At 69.2% G+C, this 15,773-nt stretch carries 16 protein-coding genes; 13 read left to right on the top strand and 3 right to left on the bottom strand.

Annotated features, from left to right (window positions below; all coding sequences use genetic code 11):
- Positions 1–9: 9 nt before the first annotated feature.
- Positions 10–1,089 (top strand): hypothetical protein, encoded by a 1,080-nt coding sequence (locus ALI22I_RS13960; RefSeq protein WP_077005911.1) that lies wholly within the window; start codon positions 10–12, stop codon positions 1,087–1,089.
- A gap of 41 nt (positions 1,090–1,130) precedes the next feature.
- Here the strand turns inward: ALI22I_RS13960 and ALI22I_RS13955 are convergent, their stop codons facing one another.
- Positions 1,131–2,351: an RNA-guided endonuclease InsQ/TnpB family protein gene (locus ALI22I_RS13955; RefSeq protein WP_077005910.1), complete on the bottom strand. Its 1,221-nt coding sequence runs from the start codon at positions 2,349–2,351 to the stop codon at positions 1,131–1,133.
- Complete coding sequence (gene tnpA / locus ALI22I_RS13950; RefSeq protein ID WP_083751701.1) at positions 2,348–2,776, bottom strand: IS200/IS605 family transposase; 429 nt, start codon at positions 2,774–2,776, stop codon at positions 2,348–2,350. Before tnpA ends, ALI22I_RS13955 begins: the two co-directional genes overlap by 4 nt.
- 140 nt (positions 2,777–2,916) lie before the next feature.
- Here tnpA and ALI22I_RS13945 point away from each other — a divergent pair, with 140 nt between their 5' ends.
- From ALI22I_RS13945 to ALI22I_RS13935, 3 genes are read left to right on the top strand one after another with little or no spacing between them, the layout of a single operon-like run.
- The gene (locus tag ALI22I_RS13945) at positions 2,917–4,068 is read left to right on the top strand and encodes a toxic anion resistance protein (protein WP_077005908.1); all 1,152 of its coding nucleotides are present in this window, start codon (positions 2,917–2,919) and stop codon (positions 4,066–4,068) included.
- On the top strand, positions 4,065–5,687 hold the full coding sequence (locus tag ALI22I_RS13940) for a vWA domain-containing protein (protein ID WP_077005907.1): 1,623 nt from the start codon (positions 4,065–4,067) through the stop codon (positions 5,685–5,687). The genes ALI22I_RS13945 and ALI22I_RS13940 overlap by 4 nt, the downstream gene beginning before the upstream one ends.
- On the top strand, positions 5,684–6,286 hold the full coding sequence (locus ALI22I_RS13935; RefSeq protein ID WP_077005906.1) for a hypothetical protein: 603 nt from the start codon (positions 5,684–5,686) through the stop codon (positions 6,284–6,286). The genes ALI22I_RS13940 and ALI22I_RS13935 overlap by 4 nt, the downstream gene beginning before the upstream one ends.
- Positions 6,287–6,318: 32 nt before the next feature.
- Here ALI22I_RS13935 and ALI22I_RS52415 read toward each other — a convergent pair whose 3' ends face one another.
- Entirely contained in the window at positions 6,319–6,696 is a 378-nt protein-coding gene (locus ALI22I_RS52415) for a hypothetical protein (protein WP_202970959.1), read from the bottom strand.
- Positions 6,697–6,835: 139 nt separating this feature from the next.
- Between ALI22I_RS52415 and ALI22I_RS50800 the strand changes: the two genes are divergently transcribed.
- The 9 genes from ALI22I_RS50800 to ALI22I_RS50795 all read left to right on the top strand — a co-directional run bounded on the left by ALI22I_RS50800 (position 6,836) and on the right by ALI22I_RS50795 (position 15,708).
- Complete coding sequence (locus ALI22I_RS50800; protein ID WP_179118218.1) at positions 6,836–7,003, top strand: hypothetical protein; 168 nt, start codon at positions 6,836–6,838, stop codon at positions 7,001–7,003.
- On the top strand, positions 7,000–7,101 hold the full coding sequence (gene kdpF, locus ALI22I_RS13925) for a K(+)-transporting ATPase subunit F (protein ID WP_077005905.1): 102 nt from the start codon (positions 7,000–7,002) through the stop codon (positions 7,099–7,101). The genes ALI22I_RS50800 and kdpF overlap by 4 nt, the downstream gene beginning before the upstream one ends.
- Positions 7,101–8,723: a potassium-transporting ATPase subunit KdpA gene (kdpA, locus tag ALI22I_RS13920; RefSeq protein ID WP_077005904.1), complete on the top strand. Its 1,623-nt coding sequence runs from the start codon at positions 7,101–7,103 to the stop codon at positions 8,721–8,723. The genes kdpF and kdpA overlap by 1 nt, the downstream gene beginning before the upstream one ends.
- Positions 8,720–10,783 carry a potassium-transporting ATPase subunit KdpB gene (gene kdpB, locus ALI22I_RS13915; protein ID WP_077005903.1) on the top strand — a complete coding sequence of 688 codons (2,064 nt, stop codon included), beginning with the start codon at positions 8,720–8,722 and terminating at the stop codon, positions 10,781–10,783. Before kdpA ends, kdpB begins: the two co-directional genes overlap by 4 nt.
- A gap of 5 nt (positions 10,784–10,788) precedes the next feature.
- Positions 10,789–11,316, top strand: a complete 528-nt coding sequence (locus ALI22I_RS13910) for a potassium-transporting ATPase subunit C (protein ID WP_083751713.1) — start codon at positions 10,789–10,791, stop codon at positions 11,314–11,316.
- A gap of 10 nt (positions 11,317–11,326) precedes the next feature.
- Positions 11,327–11,734: a helix-turn-helix domain-containing protein gene (locus ALI22I_RS13905; RefSeq protein ID WP_202970958.1), complete on the top strand. Its 408-nt coding sequence runs from the start codon at positions 11,327–11,329 to the stop codon at positions 11,732–11,734.
- 57 nt (positions 11,735–11,791) lie between these two features.
- The gene (locus ALI22I_RS53620) at positions 11,792–12,808 is read left to right on the top strand and encodes a transposase (RefSeq protein ID WP_083751712.1); all 1,017 of its coding nucleotides are present in this window, start codon (positions 11,792–11,794) and stop codon (positions 12,806–12,808) included.
- Between the two features lie 398 nt (positions 12,809–13,206).
- On the top strand, positions 13,207–13,602 hold the full coding sequence (locus ALI22I_RS13895; RefSeq protein WP_143532189.1) for an ATP-binding protein: 396 nt from the start codon (positions 13,207–13,209) through the stop codon (positions 13,600–13,602).
- 1,203 nt (positions 13,603–14,805) lie between these two features.
- Positions 14,806–15,708, top strand: a complete 903-nt coding sequence (locus tag ALI22I_RS50795) for a hypothetical protein (RefSeq protein ID WP_179118226.1) — start codon at positions 14,806–14,808, stop codon at positions 15,706–15,708.
- Positions 15,709–15,773 lie beyond the last annotated feature (65 nt).

Below are 15,773 nucleotides of genomic sequence, written 5' to 3'. Positions count from 1 at the left end.
GCGGGTCTAGTGAAGCGCCGGTTGTCCATCGGCTTGGCCGTGGTGTTGTTGGCCGCTGTCGTCGCGGTGGTCGTGTGGGGCCGTTCGGACGACGCAGAGGGCGGCGAGCAAGGTGAGTTGACCGCCGTGCGCGGCGTCATCGGGTCGGAGAAGCTGGCCTTCTTCAGCGACCAACGAGTGATCGACGCGTTCGCCAAGCACGGCCTGAAGGTCGAGGTGGACACCGCCGGTTCCCGGCAGATCGCCACCTCCGTCGATCTCGGCAAGTACGAGTTCGCGTTCCCGGCGTCCTCGCCCGCCGCGCAGCGGATCCAGCGCGATCGCAAGACGACCGCCGCCTACACGCCGTTCCAGTCGCCGATGGCCGTGGCCACGTTCGAGCCGATCGTGCAGCTGCTGCAAACGGCCGGTGTCGTGACCAAGGGCGCGGGCGACTACCAGGTCCTCGACGTGGCCAAGTACCTGGAGCTGACCAAGGCCGGCACGCGCTGGGACCAGCTGCCCGGCAACACCGCTTACCCGGCCCGGAAGAACATCCTCGTCACCACGACCAACCCCAGCGAGTCGAACTCCGCGGCGATGTACCTGTCCATCGCGGCGTTCGTGGCCAACGGCAACACCGTGGTCGGCACGCCGGAACAGGAAGCGGCCGTCCTGCCCGACGTCTCCAGGCTCTTCCGTGACCAGGGCTACACGCAGAACAGCACCGAGGGCCCGTTCGAGGACTACCTCGCGGCCGGCATGGGCAAGACGCCGCTGGCGCTGATCTACGAGTCCCAGTTCCTCGACCGCGTGCTGCGCGCCGACGGCTCGATCCGCCCGGACATGCGCCTGCTCTACCTCGCGCCGACCGTGTACTCCAAGCACACGCTGGTCCCGTTGTCCGACAAGGGCGACCAGGTCGGCCGGCTGCTGAGCACCGACCCCGAACTGGGCAAGCTCGCCGCCACGTTCGGCTTCCGCACCAGCGACCCGCGGCTGTTCGCCGAGGTGGTGGGGGACAAGGCGCCCGCCGACCTGGTGGACGCGGTCGAACCGCCGTCGTTCGAGACGCTGGAACGCCTGCTCGACGCGGTCGGAAAGTGGTGACTCCGCCCACGCCTCAAGGCGCGGGCTTTCTGCGTCGGTGGCTAGGCTTCCGCGCAGAGGACCAGCCCGGCCCTGTGCATGACGTTCAGCGCGCCGACGCGGTCCGCGTTCTCCACGAACCCGCACTCGACGCACTCGAACTTGGCTTGGGTGGTGCGGTTCTCCGCGCTCACGTGCCCGCATCCTCCGGCGGAAGGCGGGCACGTGCGGGAGGTGTTGCGGGCGTCCACCGGGATCACTCGGCGACCGGCGCTCTCAGCCTTGTTCGCCAGGATTCGGAGGAACAGTCCCCAGCCCGCGTCCAGGATGCTGCGGTTCAGCCCGGCCTTCGCGGCAGCCCTGTTCGGAAGGAACGAGCCCGCGTTGTCCGGGTCGGGCTTGGGTGCGGGCGCTCGTGTCATGCCCATCGTGTTCAGCTTCTCGTGCCCGATTGCGTCGTGCTCGGTGATCAGGGCGTTTGCTGCCTTGTGGTGGTGGTCGAGGCGCTGGCGCTGGATCTTCGAGTGAAGCTGGGCGACCTTTCGCGCTGCGGCCCGGTGTTTCCTGGTGCGATGTCGGGTGCGTTTGGGGAAGGCGTCCAGCACACGCTGAGCGGCGGCCAGTACGTCGGCCATCGACTTCAGGAATCGCGGGTTCTCCTCGTGGTTCCCGTTGGAGTCGGTGAAGAAGTGCACCGTGCCCATGTCGATGCCGACGATCGACCCGGTTGCCGGGAGTGGCACGTCCGGCACGTCGTCGCAGGCGAGGATGACGTACCAGCGCTTGCCCTCGCGCTTGACGCTGACGGTCTTGACCCGACCGTGTACGGGCCGGTGCTGGTGGACCCGAATGTGCCCGACGCCCTGCAACCGGACGCGGGTCTGACGGTCGTGAGGGGTGGAGTCCCAGCGGCAGCCGTCGCCATCCTTGGGGAACTCCACGGTGTCGAAGTGCCCGGAACCCTTGAAACGTGGGTAACCCGGCGTCCGACCGGCCTTGACGCGGCGGAAGAACGCTCGCATCGCCTTGTCCAGCCTCCGCAGGGTGGCCTGCTGCGACGAGAACGACCACCGGCCCTGGCGTTCGGGGTCGAACGTCCGGATCTCCTTCAACTGTGCGGACTGGTCCCCGTACCGCACGGTGGTTTTCGACGGGTGGCGGTAGGCGTCGCGTCGTTCCTGCAACGCCCCGTTGTAGAGCGAACAGTGATCCCGAAGCATCTCCGCCAGCGCCTGCACCTGCTTGGCCGTGGGCCGGAGGAGGAACTTGTAGGCGCGTCTCACGAACGCGCCTCCTTCTTCCCCGGGCGTTCCCACTGGGTGTCGATGTACCGCCGCACCGTGTCCGCGCTCACCGCGCTGACCGAGGCAGCGAAGTACGACGACGACCACAACGTCGGCAACCGCGTCCGCAGGTGCGGGAACTCCTCCCGCAGCACGCGCGAGGTGGATCCTTTGAATTGGTTCGCCACGTATGAGGCCGACGCTTTCGGGTCGTGCTTGACGAACAGGTGCACGTGGTCGGACACCACGTCCAGCGCCACGATCTCCCACCCCCGCTCGTCGGCCTTGGCGCGGATCAGCTCGTCCAGACGTGCCGCGACCCGGCCGCCGAGCACCGGGCGGCAGTACTTCGGGCACCACACCACGTGCAGCCCGAGGTCATACGCGCCATCGGAGAAACGGCGAACCTTCCTGGCCACAACCACTCGATCATTACACACGCACGACACATCTACTTATCGAGGGAGGTGGCGAGGATGCCCGGCACAAGCAAGAACGACTGGTCCGGCCTCGTAGCGGCGATTCACCCCGCAGCTAAAGCGACGGGTCCCCTCGCCGAAATCTGATGGACGAGTTCACCCTCACCCCGCCGGAGCCGGTGACGCCCGTCCCGGTCGAACGCGCGGCCGGGCTGATCGCGCTCGGCGACGACGTGCGCGAGGACATCGACCGCCGGGCCGAACGGTTCACCGAACGCCTGCAGGCGCTGGACGTCCGGTCACCGGAGTTCACCACCGTGCTGGACGACGTGCTCGCGGTCGGCGAGGTCGACATGCGTGCCGCGGCGGGCGTGGCCGGCGCGATGCTGGACCGCTCCGCCCGCGCGATGCGCGACAACTCACCGCAGGTACAGGTCACCACGTCCCTGTCCGGCCTGCGCCGCACGGTCGCCGAACTCGACCCGAGCAAGCTGCCGATCACCGGCCGCAAGCTGCTGAAGGTCTTCCCCGCCGCGAACGCCGCGAAGAAAGCCCTCGACCGCTACCGCGCGGCCGGTGAGCCGGTGAACGCGCTGGTGGTCGACCTGCGCAACCGGCAGGACCAGCTGCGCCGCGACAACGCCGCCATCAAGGGCGAGCGGGAGCGGTTGTGGCGGGCCATGGGCAAGCTGTCCGAGGCCGCCGCGTTCGCCGAGGCGGTGGACGCGGCGATCGACCGGCAGGCCGACGTGTTCGACCTGACCGACCCGGCACGGGCCCGAGCGCTGCGCGCCGACGTGCAGCACCCGATCCGCCAACGCCACCAGGACCTGCTGACCCAGCTCGCGGTCAGCGCCCAGGGCTACCTCGCGCTGGACCTGGTGCGCCGCAACAACGACGAGCTGATCCGGGGCGTGGAACGCGCGGTGTCCACGACGGTGGCCGCGTTGCGGGTCGCGCTGCTGGTGAGCGGCGCCCTGGCGAGCCAGCGGGACGTGCTGGACGAGATCGCCGCGCTGCAGTCCACCACCGACGGGCTGATCAGGGCCAACACCGAGCTGCTCGACTTGCAGAGCGCGGAGATCCGCCGGGCGGGCAGCGACCCGGCGGTCGCGGTGGAGACGATCCGCGCCTCGTTCGACCGGATCTACGCGGCGATCGACGCGGTCGACGGCTACCGGGCGGTCGCGGTGCGCACGATGGCGGTGACCGTCGAGTCACTGTCGGGGGAGATCCGCCGCGCCGAAGAGCATCTGCGCCGCTCGCACGACGCGGCGGCTGTCGAGGGGGACCGATGAGGACTGCGCTCGTGGGTACGGGGCTCGTGCTCGCCGCGTTGCTGGCCGGGTGCACCGACGACCCGGACCCGGCCGCGCCGGCCGGCCCGGCGCAACCGGGTGTGCTGCGGGTGCTCGCGGGCAGCGAGTTGACCGACATGCAGCCGGTGCTGGACGAGGCCGCCAAAGCCACCGGGATCACGGTGAAGTTCACCTTCACCGGCACCCTGGAGGGCGCCGAGGCGTTGGCGAAGGGCGAGGTGGACGGCAAGTACGACGCCGTCTGGTTCTCCGCCAACCGCTACCCGGCGGGCATCCCGGAGGCCGCGAAACGGCTCGGCAACCAGGTCAAGATCATGAGTTCGCCGGTGGTGCTCGGCCTGTCGGAGTCGTCGGCGAAGCGGCTGGGGTGGGCGGACCGGCAGGTCGGCTGGGCCGAGATCGCCGAGCAGGCCGGGCGCAAGGCGTTCAGCTACGGCATGACCGACCCGTCGTCGTCGAACTCCGGCTTCTCCGCGCTGGTGGGCGTGGCGTCGGCGTTGGCCGGGGCGGGCAACGCCGTGGACGCCGGCCAGATCGCGGCGGTGACGCCGCAGCTCAAGAGCTTCTTCAGCGCGCAGGCGCTGTCCGCGGGCTCGTCGGGCTGGCTGTCGGAGGCATATCAGCGCCGCGCATCCGGTCAGGACCCCGGCGACCAGGTCGACGGGCTGATCAACTACGAGTCGGTGTTGCTGTCCATGAACGCCGCCGGCAACCTGCCCGAACCGCTCACCGTGGTCTACCCGAGCGACGGCGTGGTCACCGCGGACTACCCGCTGACCCTGCTCACGGACGCCGGTGACGACGTGCGCGGCTCGCACCAACGCCTCACCGACCACCTGCGCACCCCGGACGTGCAGCGCAAGATCATGGAGACCACGCACCGGCGACCGGTCGTGCCGGGTGTCGAGCTGGACTCCCGGTTCGCCGTGCGGGACCTGGTCGAGCTGCCGTTCCCGGCCGCGCGCGACTCGGTCGACGCGCTGCTCTCGGCCTACTTCAACCAGATCCGGCGCCCGTCGCGGACGTTGTACGTGCTCGACACGTCGGGTTCGATGGCGGGTGACCGGATCGAGTCGCTGCGGTCCGCGCTGGTCGGCCTGACCGGCGCGGACGACTCGCTCACCGGCCGCTTCCGCCAGTTCCGCAGCCGGGAGGAGGTGACCATGCTGCCGTTCAACGACGTGCCCGGCGAACCTCGCACGTTCACCCTGCCCGAGGGGGATCCGCAGGCCGAGTTGGCGGAGATCAAGGCCTTCGCGGAAGGGTTGCAGGACGGCGGCGGCACGGCCATCTACGACAGCCTCTCCCGTGCCTACGAGGTGATGGAGCCACTGGTCTCGGCCGACCCGGACCGGTTCACGTCCATCGTGCTGATGACCGACGGCGAGAACGCCAACGGCTCGGGCCTGTCCGACTTCCAGTCGTCGTTCGGCAGGATTCCCGCGCCGTTGCGCCAGATCCCGGTGTTCACCGTGCTGTTCGGCGAGGGCAGCAGCGCGGAACTGGGCCAGGTGGCCACCATGACCGGCGGCAAGGTGTTCGACGCGCGCAACGCGGAACTCGGCGAAGTGTTCCGGGAGATCCGCGGTTACCAATGATCCGTTACCTGGGCTCGACCAAGAACCTCGTCGGCTGCGTCGGCGGTCTCGTCGGCGTGCTGCTGTACCTGACCGGAGTGGTCGGCGGGGTGTGGCCGGTGGTGGTGGCCGGGCTGTACGGGGTGGGCGCGCTGCTCGCGCCACCGGAGAAGGTCCGGCTGGTGCCGGTGGACGCGGTCACCGAGGCCGGACAGCTCCGCGCGGACCTCGACGGTCTGGTGCGCGAGGTCGGTGCGCAGACCTCCCGCATCCCTGAACCCGCGGTGGCCGCCGTGGGTCGGATCGCGGCGGTGCTCGGCGATCTCCTCGCCCGACCCGCGGCGTTGGCCGCCAACCCGGACCTGCGGCACACCGTGGTCCGCCTGGCGCGCACCGACCTGCCGCTGTCCGTGCAGACGTACCTGAACCTGCCGTGGTGGTTCGCGGTGAAGCAGCGGGCGGGCGGCGAGCCGAGCCCGGGTGACGAATTGGTGACCCAACTCGGCCTGCTGGAGGCCGAGGCGCACCGCCTGGCCGAACGCGTGTACGCGGCGGACGTGAACCAGCAGGCCGACCACACCCGGTACCTGCGGGAGCGGGACGCGGGCGAGTCCGCCTGACCCGCGCTGCCGAGGCTCAGACCGCGTGCTGCTCAAGCCGGGGTGGCTTCGGTCTCGGCGGACACGTCGGCCCACTCCTCCCACGTCTTGAGCCGCTCGGCGTAGACGTGCTGGATGACCTGGAGGGGGAAGGTGCCGAAGAAGACCCGCAGCGGCGGGTTCTCCGCGTCGACGACCTTCAGCAGCGCCGCCTCGGCACCGACCCGGAGACCGCCGAGGACCCCCGTGCCCGTGCCCTCGTCGCATCCGCGCTCGCCTGCGCCGACGCCGCCACCAACGCCTGGATCGCCTGCGATGGCAAGACTCCCTTTGCCGTGCTCATCGACCGCGCAATGGACGCACTGACCGCGTAGCCCGCGCCGTGCCGTGCTGACCTCGGCTCCCGACCTACCAGGTCTGCCGAGGCGCATCGTTGCACGACCCCTGGCACACCGTGCCGCCGTTCGAAGGGCTGCTCCGCTGTCAGGCGGATGACTGGCGTCACGGCGGGCGTAAGGAACGCGTCAATGACACGTTCGGGTGCATCAAGGAGGCGTCAGGCCGACCTGGATGCCGATTTTCCTGCCGCACGCTGTGCCGGTCATGGCCGCCGAGGCGCGGTCCGAGGTCTGTTGTCGGGGAAGGAGCGCGTTCATGGCCGATCTGGCCTACGCGTTGCTGCTGGTCGGGGTGTTCCTGGTGTTGGTGCTGACGGTGCGCGGACTGGAGAAGTTGTGAGTGGCACCGGTGTGGTGGCGAACGTCGTCGGCGGCGTGCTCGCCCTGCTGTTGATCGGCTACCTGTTCGTCGCTCTGATCAGGCCGGAGAAGTTCTGATGTCCTCGACTGCGGCCGGCCTGGCGCAGGTCGGCCTCTTGATCGCCGCACTCGCGGTGGTCTACCGCCCGTTCGGCGACTACGTGGCCCGCGTCTACACCGGCACCAAGCACATGAAGGTCGAGCGCGCGATCTACCGCACCGCGCGGATCGACCCGGATTCGGAACAGCGCTGGGGCACCTATGCGCTGGCCGTGCTCGGGTTCTCGTTCGTCGGTGTCGCGTTCCTGTACCTGTTGCAACGGTTCCAGTCGTTGCTGCCGTTCGACTTCGACCGGGGCTCGGTGACGCCCGGCATGGCGTTCAACACCGCGGTCAGCTTCGTCACCAACACCAACTGGCAGTCCTACGTGCCGGAGACGGTGCTGGGGCACACGGTGCAGATGGTCGGCCTGACGGTGCAGAACTTCGTCTCCGCGGCGGTCGGCTTGGCCGTGGCGGTCGCGTTGGTGCGTGGTTTCGTCCGGGACCGGACCGACCGGTTGGGCAACTTCTGGGTGGACATGACGCGGGGCGTGATCCGCATCCTGCTGCCGGTGGCGTTCGTGTTCGCGATCGTGCTGGTGGCCACGGGTGTGGTGATGAGCCTGAAGTCGGGTGTCTCCGTGGACGGCCAGGAGGTGGCGACCGCGCCGGTGGCGAGCCAGGAGGCGATCAAGGAACTCGGCACGAACGGTGGTGGCGTGCTCAACGCCAACTCCGCCCACCCGTTCGAGAACCCGAACTCGTGGTCGAACCTGATCGAGATCTTCCTGCTGCTGGTCATCCCGGTGTCGTTGACCCGCACGTTCGGCACGCTGGTCGGCAACCGCAAGCAGGGTTACGTGCTGCTGAGCGTGATGGGCGTGCTCTGGGCGCTGATGCTGACGGTGATCTGGTGGGCCGAGGCCAACGGCATCAGGCCGTTGGAGGGCAAGGAGCTGCGGTTCGGCATCCCAGGTTCGGCGCTGTTCGCCAACTCCACCACCGACACGTCGACCGGCGCGGTGAACGCGATGCACGACAGCTTCACCGGTCTCGGTGGCGGCGGCGCGATGCTGAACATCCTGTTCGGCGAGATGACGCCCGGCGGTGTCGGCACTGGCCTGTACAGCATCCTGGTGATGGCGGTCATCGCGATGTTCCTGGCGGGCCTGATGGTCGGCCGCACGCCGGAGTACCTGGGCAAGAAGCTCGGCAAGCGGGAAGTGACCGCCGCGGCGGTGTCGATCCTGGCGATGCCGACCGTGCTGCTCATCGGCGCCGGGATCGCGGCGATCCTGCCGGGCACGCAGGCGGCGTTGAACAATCCGGGTGAGCACGGGCTGTCGGAGATCCTGTACGCCTACGCGTCGGCGGCCAACAACAACGGCAGCGCGTTCGCCGGCATCACGGTCACCAACGACTGGTTCCAGGCCTCGCTGGGTGTGTGCATGGCGTTGGGTCGGTTCGTCCCGATCATCGCCGTGCTGTGCCTGGCCGGTTCCCTCGCCGCGCAGAAGAAGGTGCCGGAGACCGCCGGGACCCTGCCCACCACGGGACCGCTGTTCGCGACCCTGCTCGCGGGGGCGATCGTGCTTGTCGCCGCGCTGACCTTCGTCCCCGCTCTCGCTCTCGGTCCCATCGCGGAGGCCCTGCTGTGACGACCACGACCGATCGCCCGCAGCGGACCCCCGACGAGGTCCGCGAGCGCCACGCCCGGAACCTGGGCCACCAGGTCGCTGCGGGCCTCTTCAACCCCGAGCAGCTGCTCAAGTCGTTCCCCGACGCGCTGCGCAAGTTCGACCCGCGCCACCAGTTGCGCAACCCGGTCATGTTCGTCGTCTGGGTGGGCTCGTTGCTGGTCACCGTGTTCGCCGTCGGTGATCCCAGCGTGTTCACCATCGCGGTCGCGGTGTGGCTGTGGTTGACGGTTCTGTTCGCGAACCTGGCCGAGGCCGTGGCCGAAGGACGGGGCAAGGCGCAGGCCGACTCGCTGCGCAAGACCAAGAAGGACGCCGTCGCGCGCCGTCTCACCGAAGGCGGCGAGGAACGGGTGCCCGGCACCGAGCTGCACGTCGGTGACCTGGTGGTCGTCGAGGCGGGCGAGGTGATCCCCGGTGACGGTGACGTGGTCGAGGGCATCGCCACGGTGGACGAGTCGGCCATCACCGGCGAATCCGCCCCGGTCATCCGCGAGTCCGGTGGTGACCGCTCGGCCGTTACGGGCGGCACGACTGCGCTGTCCGACCGGATCGTCGTCAAGATCACGACCAAGCCCGGTGAGTCGTTCGTGGACCGGATGATCGCGCTGGTGGAGGGCGCGCAGCGGCAGAAGACGCCGAACGAGATCGCGTTGACGATCCTGCTGTCCACGTTGACGATCATCTTCCTGCTCGCCGTGGTGGCGTTGCAGCCGTTCGCGATCTTCTCGGGTGGCGAGCAGTCGGTGATCGTGCTGACGGCGTTGCTGGTGTGCCTGATCCCGACCACGATCGGCGCGCTGCTGTCCGCGATCGGCATCGCGGGCATGGACCGGCTGGTGCAGCGCAACGTCCTGGCCACCTCCGGCAAGGCGGTTGAGGCGGCGGGCGACATCGACACGCTGCTGCTGGACAAGACCGGCACCATCACCTGGGGCAACCGGCAGGCCACCGAGTTCATCCCGGCCGGCGGCACCACGATCGACGCGTTGGTGGACGCCGCCCGGTTGTCCAGTCTCGCCGACGGAACTCCCGAGGGCCGCAGCGTGGTCGAGCTGTGCGTGACCCGGTACGGACGCGCGGCCGAGCCGACCGATCAGGAGAAGACCGGTGAGTTCGTGCCGTTCACGGCACAGACCCGGATGAGCGGCATCGACCTGGGCGGCCGGAGCATCCGCAAGGGCGCAGCCAGCGCGTTCACGCTCGACCAGAGCACGAAAGCGATCGTGGACGAGATCAGCGCCGAGGGCGGCACGCCGCTCGTGGTGGCCGACAACGGCACGGTGCTGGGCGTGATCCGGCTGTCGGACGTGGTCAAGCCCGGTATGCGGGAACGGTTCGCCGAACTGCGCGCGATGGGCATCCGCACGGTCATGGTCACCGGTGACAACCCGTTGACCGCCAAGGCGATCGCGGCCGAAGCCGGGGTGGACGACTTCCTCGCCGAGGCCAAGCCCGAGGACAAGATGGCCCTGATCCGCAAGGAACAGGAGGGCGGCAAGCTGGTCGCGATGACCGGCGACGGCACCAACGACGCGCCGGCGTTGGCGCAGGCCGACGTCGGCGTGGCGATGAACACCGGCACGTCGGCCGCGAAAGAGGCCGGGAACATGGTGGACCTGGACTCCGACCCGACCAAGCTGATCGAGATCGTGGAGATCGGCAAGCAACTGCTGATCACGCGTGGTGCGCTGACGACGTTCAGCGTGGCCAACGACCTGGCGAAGTACTTCGCCATCCTGCCCGCCATGTTCGCCGCGATCTACCCGCAGCTGGACAAGCTCAACATCATGGCGCTGGGCTCGCCGCAGTCGGCGATCCTCTCGGCGGTGATCTTCAACGCGCTGGTCATCGTGGTGCTGATCCCGCTGGCGCTGCGCGGTGTCCGCTACAAGCCCTCCAACGCCTCGGCTCTGCTGCGGCGCAACCTGCTGATCTACGGCCTGGGCGGCATCGTGACGCCGTTCGCCGGGATCTGGCTGATCGACCTGCTCGTCGGTCTGATCCCTGGAATCGGGTGACCGTGGTGAACAACTTCCTCAAGCAGGCCTCCGCCGGACTGCGCGTCCTGCTCGTGCTCACGGTGATCACCGGAATCCTCTACCCGGCCGCGGTCTGGACGGTCAGCCGCATCCCCGGCCTCCACGCCAACGCCGAAGCCGTCGACACCACCCTCGTCGGCGTCGACCGCGAAGGCGACCAGTGGTTCCACACCCGACCGTCGGCGGCGACGCTGCCCGCGTCCGGTGGTTCCAACAAGGGTGAGCGCAACGCCGACTACGACGCCGTGATCGCGGAACGCCGCACCACGATCGCGCAACGCGAGGGCGTGTCCGAGGACCAGGTGCCGCCGGACGCCGTCACCGCCTCGGCGTCCGGCCTGGACCCGCACATCAGCCCGGCCTACGCCGAGTTGCAGGTGCCCCGCGTGGCACGGGAGACCGGCCTGTCCGAGCAGGAGGTGCGGCAGCTCGTCTCGGCGAGCACCGGTGGCGGTTTCACCGAGACGGTGAACGTCACCGAACTCAACCGCTCACTCCACACCGCCCGGTGAGAGCCGTGCCGTGGCCAACGGGCCGAGGTCTCAGGCGGCGGAGTCGTTCGCCCAGGACGTGTCGGTGCCGGAGATCGCCAGACGGCTTCGGGTGTCGCACAACGCGGTGTACGTGTGGCGGCGGCGATGGCTGGCAGACGGTGAGGTCGGGTTGGCGTCCAAGGGGCCGTCGGGCACCGGGTGTCGGCTCTCCCCGGAGCAGTTGGACCGGCTGGCCGCCGCGCTGGACGAGGGGCCGGCCGCACACGGCTACACCGAGGATCAGCGGTGGACCCTGGCGCGGGTCGCTGATCTGATCGGGCGGCTCGTCCGGATCCGGTACACCCTGCGCGGGGTGTCGTTGTTGTTGCACCGCATGGGTTCAGCCCGCAGATGCCCGCGCATCGGCCGGTCGAACGCGACGAAGAGGCCGTCGTGACGTGGCGGCAGGAGGCGTGGCCGCGGGCAAAGGCCAGCGGCCGAGCGTGGGGCGTGGATCTGCTTCGAGGACGAGGCGGGTCACACGCTACGGCCGCCGAAAGCCCGGACCTGGGCACCTCGCGGCCAGACCCCGGTGATTCCGGTGTCAGGCAAGGGATCCGGCCGCATCTCCGTCGCCGGACTGTTCTGCGTCCGGCCCGGGCGACGCCCGCACCTGTTATACCGGGTCAAGGTCCACCGCGCCCGCAAGGGCGAACGCCGCAGCTTCACCGAGACCGACTACGCCGCCCTGCTCGACGCCGCACACCAGTACCTCAAAGCCGAGATCCTGGTGATCTGGGACAACCTCAACACCCACATCAGCACCGCGATGCGGCACCTGGTCGCCGGCCGCGACTGGCTGCACGTCATCCAACCACCGGCCTACGCACCCGACCTCAACCCCACCGAGGGCGTCTGGTCCCACGTCAAACGCGACCGGGTTGGGCGGGTACAGCTCGGGCAGCGACGCGGCGGCGTCCTCGGAGGCGTCGACCACTTTGGCCCGGATCCCCTCCTCCGACGGCACCTGTTGACCAGGCCCCGGTGCGGATCGACCGACGTCGACCTGCCACCGCGCGGTCGTGGCGTGATACGGGCCGCCGTCGACGGGCGGCAGCGCCTCGACGGGCAGCACCACCAGCAGCAGCGCCATGCCGCCCCGCTCGATGAGCATCGGGACGGCGACCGGAACCCGGATCACGACCCGTCCGCACCACGACCAGCCGGCTTCATACCCTCGATACTGCCGCCGGCACCGTCCTCCCGCGAACCCACACGACCAGGCCGTCACCCGGACCGGTACATCCGGATGTATGCCGGACCGGTCCGTCGTCGCCGATGTCCGAGCGCCGCCCGGCCGGGCGCTCGGGCCGCTCGTCGGGTCGGTTCGCCCGTCCGGATCCAGGCCGGTTCTCGACACGGCCCCGCACGGTGGGCGAGGTCGGTCTCAACCAGGGGTCTATACAGGCGAGTCGTGGACGGCGAGGTGACCGCTGCGGTGGTGTCCTCCGGCGAAGCGCGGCTCGGGTAACCCGGTGTGGGTGCGTGCCGATGCAGCGGGTACCGGGAAGGAGGCGGGGTAGGTGTTGGGGCGAGACGATGGCGGAACACCCACGAGCCTGCTCGTGGTCTTGTCGGTGACGGGGTTGTCGGCTGCCGGTCTCGTGAACGCGTTCGTGGCGGTGACGGAGTCGGTGATGTGGGCGTGGTGGACCGCGTGGATCTGTCTTCTGGTCGCGCCAGCCTTGCGTCCGGCTCGGGAACGCATCACCCGGTCGCGGCGCGGGCGGGCGTCGTAGCGGTCGGTCGGGACGCCGTACGGGGGAAGCCGCTTCTCGGTGACGACGTCGCCCGGGCGTTTGGCCGGCTGTGCGGCGGGTACCTCCGCCGTGTTTCTGCCTTGAAACCACAGGGGCGCTGGAGGGGGCCGTGAACACTGTCGATCTTCCTCGGGATGGGGTGGATCTCGACCTGCCCGAGACCCCTCCCAGCCCGGACGAGCTGCTGGGGCTGGTCGCCGGCATTCTTCCCGGGACCGGCGGTGACCGGCTGGTGGACGTCCAGGTGGTCGCCGCGCAGCTGGTCGGCAACGCCTACCGCCATGCCCGCGCGCCACGACGGCTGCGGCTGCGCCGGGTGCCCGGGCGCGGCCTGGTCCGGGTCGAGGTCGACGACGGCAGCCCGAGCCTGCTGCCGGTCCCGGGGCGACTCGACACCCCGGAACACGGTCGCGGCCTGCTCATGGTCAACCGGCTGGCGGTCGACTGGGGACACCAACCCCGCGGCGATCGCAAGACGGTCTGGGCCGAAGTCCGACTCGCCTGAATCGAGCCGGCGCAGCAGAAACCTCAATGGACGGTCCGGGACGCCCACCGCGAACCGGTGACCGGTCAACAATGGCCACCATGCCGATTACCGGAGCGGCCATGCGGTGAGGACGAGGAGTCCATGGGCGAGGTGTACTTCCGCCCGGCATGTCCACATTTGTCACAGCCGGACGAATTGCCCATGCAGGGTATGTGTACGAGCACCCGTGCGTCCACCTCGAGCACATCCGCAGTGACCGCATTCACTCCGAAGTCCTGATCGTCGGCGGCGGCCCGCTATGCCTGGCGAACATGTTCGGCCTGCACACCCCGCCACCATGACGCCTGCGCCGACACGGCGTTGCGGATTCCGCAGCACTCAATCGAAATCCCGAGTGATGCCGGGCGCACGTTTCGTGGGTCTTCGGCGCCGCTGATGGTTGTTCGGTGGCGTTTCGGAGAGTCGGGTCAGCGGGTCCCGCAGCCGGGGGACCACAAGGTCGATCACCCGCTCGACCGCGTCAGACCGATGACGAGGTGTGTGACGGCTACCGCGACCCGCAGCCTCTTCACCTTCCCCTTGTTTTCGTCGTGTCCTCCGACGCCGTGAACTTCTCCGTGGTTGCCGACCTGCTCGCGCAGGTCACCGACCCCAGGCGTGGCCGTGGCACTTCAGGCAGGAGGACGCGGTGCTCGGCGGGCGCCTCATCGATCGGCCCGCAGCGAGGGCGCAGTGACTCGCCTTCACCGGCGGTTCCGGTTCTGGTGTCAAACCCCTTTCCCGCCGATGACACCGTAACGAGCACGCGAGCCAGAGGCGGACCGTCGGCAAACACGCGGGAAACCCGGCGATGATCACGGGTGATGCGCTGAATGGTCACGGCCTGCGGTTGCGCGCAATGTGGGAATGATCGATTCCGCGAGTGGTCGCAGATCAACTTTCCGCCACCAGGTCGCGTGGAATTTTCCTACGTCTGGGTGACCCCTCGCCCGCGGTCGACGTGGCAGACTCAACAAGTGGCTCGAGAAGCCATTGCTGAAGCCGGCAATTTTGTCCTGGTCGACTTCGTGCTCTGGCACTCGGCCGGCGAATGCGCAGTCGACGCTGCCCAATTTATCGAGTGGTGGCTCCTGTTTTGGCCGGCCCGCTCATCATCGTCAAACGAAAGGCATGATCATGACCTCTGCAACATCCTATGCGCCGTCCGGGCAGGCCCAACAGATGCGTGAGCTCGCAGACATGATGGCGCAGGGTTTCAGGGACGCGTTGCAACAGCGCACCGGCGACGGGGGACAGGGTCAGTTCGGGCAGCAGCCGGGCCAGTTCGCGCAGCAGCCCGGCCAGCTCGGGCAGCAGCCCGGCCAGCTCGGGCAGCAGCCCGGCCAGTTCGGGCAGCCCGGTCAGTTCGGGCAGCAGCCCGGCCAGTTCGGACAGCAGGGCCAGTTCGGACAGCCCGGTCAGTTCGGGCAGCAGCCCGGCCAGTTCGGACAGCAGGGCCAGTTCGGACAGCCCGGTCAGTTCGGGCAGCAGCCCGGCATGGCCTTGGCCGGGCCGGATGTGCAGGAACGCTTCCTGCCGGTGCTGGCCTCGATCCTGCCCGCCTTGGTGTCCGCCGTGCCCCAGATCATCAACGGCATCCAGGCCCAGAACCAGGACATCATCACCCCGTCGCAGGACCCGCAGCAGATCCAGCGGGACTTCCTGTCGGTGCTGAGCGCCGTGGTGCCGCAGATCCTCCAGGCCGTTCCGTCGATCATCTCGTCCCTCCAGGGCACCCGTGACCTCCCGCAGAGTGACGAGGAGGTGTCGACCCGATTCTTCGGTCCGCTGATCGCGTCCATCGTGCCGCAGCTCGTCCAGGCGGCACCGGTCATCCTCAACGCGTTCGCACCCGGCCGGCGGGAGCTGGCCGGCGCGAGGGCGCACGACCCCCAGGTCGCCCAGCGCGTCCTCGGCCCGCTGCTCAGCGCGGTGGTGCCCGCGCTCACGCAGTGCGTGCCTCCGCTGATCGGGCTGTTCACCGGCCAGCGTTACGTGGACCAGGGCCAGCAGCAGCAGTACGGCCAGCAGGCCCAGCAGCAGTACGGCCAGCCGGCCCAGCAGTTCGCGCAGCAGTCAGTCTGACCGAACGGGGGTAGGGCGGCCCGATGCGGGCCGCCCTACCCGACTTGTGCCTCTAGGGAGGAAAG

The organism is Saccharothrix sp. ALI-22-I (genome assembly GCF_001984175.1).
Taxonomy (GTDB): domain Bacteria; phylum Actinomycetota; class Actinomycetes; order Mycobacteriales; family Pseudonocardiaceae; genus Actinosynnema.
The sequence above is the reverse complement of the archived record's forward strand: the minus strand, read 5'-3'. Positions and strand labels throughout refer to the sequence as shown.

What these genes read in the sequence shown, in the direction of transcription:
- ALI22I_RS13945 (WP_077005908.1), top strand. Translation starts at nt 2,917, where the DNA reads ATGGACGAGTTCACCCTCACCCCGCCGGAGCCGGTGACGCCCGTCCCG.
- ALI22I_RS13940 (WP_077005907.1), top strand. Translation starts at nt 4,065, where the DNA reads ATGAGGACTGCGCTCGTGGGTACGGGGCTCGTGCTCGCCGCGTTGCTG.
- ALI22I_RS13935 (WP_077005906.1), top strand. Translation starts at nt 5,684, where the DNA reads ATGATCCGTTACCTGGGCTCGACCAAGAACCTCGTCGGCTGCGTCGGC.
- ALI22I_RS52415 (WP_202970959.1), bottom strand. Translation starts at nt 6,696, where the DNA reads ATGCGCCTCGGCAGACCTGGTAGGTCGGGAGCCGAGGTCAGCACGGCA.
- ALI22I_RS50800 (WP_179118218.1), top strand. Translation starts at nt 6,836, where the DNA reads ATGCCGATTTTCCTGCCGCACGCTGTGCCGGTCATGGCCGCCGAGGCG.
- kdpA (WP_077005904.1), top strand. Translation starts at nt 7,101, where the DNA reads ATGTCCTCGACTGCGGCCGGCCTGGCGCAGGTCGGCCTCTTGATCGCC.
- ALI22I_RS50795 (WP_179118226.1), top strand. Translation starts at nt 14,806, where the DNA reads ATGCGTGAGCTCGCAGACATGATGGCGCAGGGTTTCAGGGACGCGTTG.